Source organism: Actinomadura sp. HBU206391 (assembly GCF_014323665.1).
Classification (GTDB): Bacteria; Actinomycetota; Actinomycetes; order Streptosporangiales; family Streptosporangiaceae; genus Actinomadura_C.
This window is the reverse complement of record NZ_JABVEB010000442.1, coordinates 1-3,158: the sequence shown is the minus strand read 5'-3', so window position 1 is coordinate 3,158 and position 3,158 is coordinate 1. Positions and strand designations below refer to the sequence as shown.

The 3,158-nt window shown below is 64.6% G+C and carries 3 protein-coding genes; 2 read left to right on the top strand and 1 reads right to left on the bottom strand.

Annotated features, from left to right (window positions below; translation table 11 throughout):
• The coding region (locus tag HKK72_RS37975) for a hypothetical protein (RefSeq protein WP_222721648.1) at nucleotides 1–1,212 on the top strand (1,212 nt) is incomplete at its 5' end.
• A gap of 104 nt (nucleotides 1,213–1,316) precedes the next feature.
• Here the strand turns inward: HKK72_RS37975 and HKK72_RS37970 are convergent.
• The gene (locus HKK72_RS37970; RefSeq protein WP_187239219.1) at nucleotides 1,317–2,441 is read right to left on the bottom strand and encodes a hypothetical protein; all 1,125 of its coding nucleotides are present in this window, start codon (nucleotides 2,439–2,441) and stop codon (nucleotides 1,317–1,319) included.
• 241 nt (nucleotides 2,442–2,682) lie between these two features.
• Between HKK72_RS37970 and HKK72_RS37965 the strand changes: the two genes are divergently transcribed.
• Nucleotides 2,683–3,158 (top strand): hypothetical protein (locus tag HKK72_RS37965; RefSeq protein ID WP_222721647.1); only part of this gene is annotated, 476 nt, incomplete at its 3' end.

The following is a 3,158-nucleotide window of genomic DNA, read 5'->3' as shown; positions in this document are numbered from 1 at the left end:
CAGGACTGGAACAACGACCACCACGGCACCGCCGCCGGCCGAGCCGTGCCCACCATCCTCGGCATGATCGGCGGCGTCGGCTGGTTCGGCAGAGGAACCAAACTGCTCAAAAGCCTGCGCCGTACCGACCACGCCGACACCGACAAGGGTCGGGTCGATCCCGACAACGACGGCGAAGGCGATACCGACGGCGAGAACACCGACACCGCCGACGTGGACCAGGACACGCCGGGCCGAGTCGGCCCTGACGGCGTTCGCAGATTCGGCCCCGAGACCGACGACCACGAGTTCGGAAAGCGCATGTTGGGGGACAGGTACGACGACGTATCTCAGGAGACCCGACATGCTATCGAAAGGTACATTCCCCAGCCCAAGGAGAATCTGGGGCTGACGCGGCCAGTCCTTGCAAAGGAAATTCTGCAGAGTTGGTGGAACGACACCGGGCCAGGTTGGGACCTGTTCAGCATGAACGGCGATCGTCCGCCATCACTGGAGGACGTCGAACATGCTCTTGGCAGATCAGATCTCTCGGATACCCAGCGTGCCCTGGTAAATGACATATTGAATGCCCCCGATCCGGCTGCTCGCCTCGAACACTTGCTCAATGACTCCGGCGCCAGGGGCGCGATAACCCGGAAGTACGGCAAGTGGCCCGCCCTCTTGGACGTTGAGCGAGAACTGGGCATCCGATCAGTTTATGTCCCCCATCTCGAAAATATTCCACCCGCAGTGACACACGGGCCCGAATATTCCACTACACCCCTCCTCAAAGAATTCGTCGGCGAGGATCGCGGCCTTAGCCCAAGGCTTCACTATAACGAGATCGACTATGTGAGGGACCCTCAACGGCGAGATTACTTTCGAATCATCGTTCATAATGGCGAACTCTTTCGCTCCAATGGTCAGGCTCTCAACACGGACATGCCGAGCAGATGGGCCGAGAACGGAGAGTGGATCTTCGTGATGGACCGGTACGGCAATCTCTACGCCAACGGCAAGTCCAAGCCGGGCAGGTTTCAGCACTCCAGCTTTCTCGCGGGGGACGAGGTCGCAGCCGCGGGTGAGTTCGTAGTGCACGACGGCAAGCTCGTCAGTATCAACGACGCCAGCGGCCACTACGAGCCGCCGGCAGAATACCTACAGCAGGTCGTGAAAATGATGCGAGACGCGGGAGCCGATATCGACGACGACATGATCACCAATTGGAATTAGTCGAGCCATAGGGTGGTACACCACAATCGACCACATGCGCGACGGCCGCGAAGAGCTGAGGATCTTCGACGTCCTGGTGGCCTGATCCGCCGTCGGCGCCCGGGTCAGTCCTCGCGGCCGCAGTTGCGCAGCCACTTCCGTCCCAGGGAGATGTGCGAGGTGTCGAAGACGTCGACGCCGGCCTCCAGTTCGGCCTGCCAGAACGCCTCGCGCTCGTCGTCCTTACAGCTGGGCTGCCAGGGAATCCACGATGAGCACGCCTTGAACTCGCCCGGCTCGGATTTCCGCTTCGGGCCGTCCGGGCCCTCCACGATCCGGACCTTTAGGCCGGCGTCATGGGCCTTCTGCACGATCGCGTTGAAATCCGCCTGCTCCGACTTGCTGATCTTGCCGTCCTTGTTCCGGTCGACGCACTGCTTGTACGAGGCGTTCAGCATGGTGAAGTTGCGCGCGTAGGCGCGGTCGTACTGCGGGTCGGCGGGATCGACCTTCGGAGGAAGCGTGCAGCCCTCCCCCGGAGATATGTCGAACGACACGTTGGACGGCTGCTTTCCGATCGCGTCGTCGGGACGCCCCGCATCGAAGATCACGTGTACGTTCGGCGGCAGGTCCTTGATCTCCTCGAGCACCTTTTCGTACGCCGCGGGGCCGCCCTGCTTGATCTCGATGAGCAATTGGAACTGCTGATCGCGCCCGGCGTAGATCTTTCCGCCGTTCTCCGCCGCCCGGGCCTTGAGCGGGTTCACGTACAGATCCCGGAACGACCCGACGTACGGCTCGTCGGGAAGGTGGCGGAGCATCAACTCGCCGTTCTCGTCGAGCCACACGTCCGCCTCGACACTGGTCGCCCCGTGCTCCAGCGAGTCATGCAGCGGGCGGCCGTTCTGATAGTCGTTGTGCGTGTGCAATCCCTCGGTCCACGCGACAGTGGGATCGGGAGTGCACACCGGCTTGGTGATCGGCGGCCTGGGCGGGGATTTCGCGCCCGCCGCCGGCGCGGGGCTCGCGGGGGCGGGCGCGGCCAGGGCTTGACCGGCGCCCGGCAGGGCGGGCGGATTCTCCCGTGCGCAGTCGCCGCCCATGACTCTGCAGATGGCGTCCTCGCAGGTGTCCACCACAGTGGCGCCGACACCGCTGACGAGGAATGCCCCGCTGATCACCGAGATGAGCAGGACGACCGCGAGGTAGTCCACGGCGCCCGACCCGTCATCGCGGGCTTCCCGATTCATATGAGCCCTTCGGTTATGCGGCTGGAAAGACGCGATCGTACAAGACCTCACGGAAATCGGCGGGACGACAATTATCTTCGGACAGCCGAGATCCCGACAGGGCCCGCGGGCCCACATCGGGCCCAAAACGAGAATCGGCATGTCGTCGCCCTCGGAGCGTCGCGAAATGGGCCTGCTCATGGGTCCGGGGACACTGGGGAATCCGGTGCGCTGATCAATATGGTCTTGGCGGAGGTGTGCCGTGCCATTCCCGGACCGGGGGGCAGGGGCCGTGGGCCGCGCCGCGTCCTCGTCCGACCGGGGTGAGGGGACGCTGTCGTACCTGGCGGTCGTGCTGCTCGTGGTGACGGTCGTGACCGCGCTGGTGATGTCCTCGGTTCCGGGCGGGATCACCGGCCACATCCAGGACGCGGTGTGCCGGGTCGGCGACGCCGAGTGCGCCGAATCGGTTGATGGATCGCTCGATGAACCGAGCGCAGAGCAGGGTGCGGGCGCCGACGACCGGCGCGACGCCGAAACGGCGTACGTGCCGTCGGGTCCGCCGCCCGATGGCGCAGCGTCCCCGGACGAGCCGGCCGACACCTACTGGAGCTGCGGCTGGGGGCAGGAGTTCTGCGACTTCGGCCAGGGCATCTACCGCGGCACGTGGGACATCGTGACCGGCGTCTGGGACGGCGTGACGTTCATCGGCTGCCTGGTCCACATCTGCAGCCACGG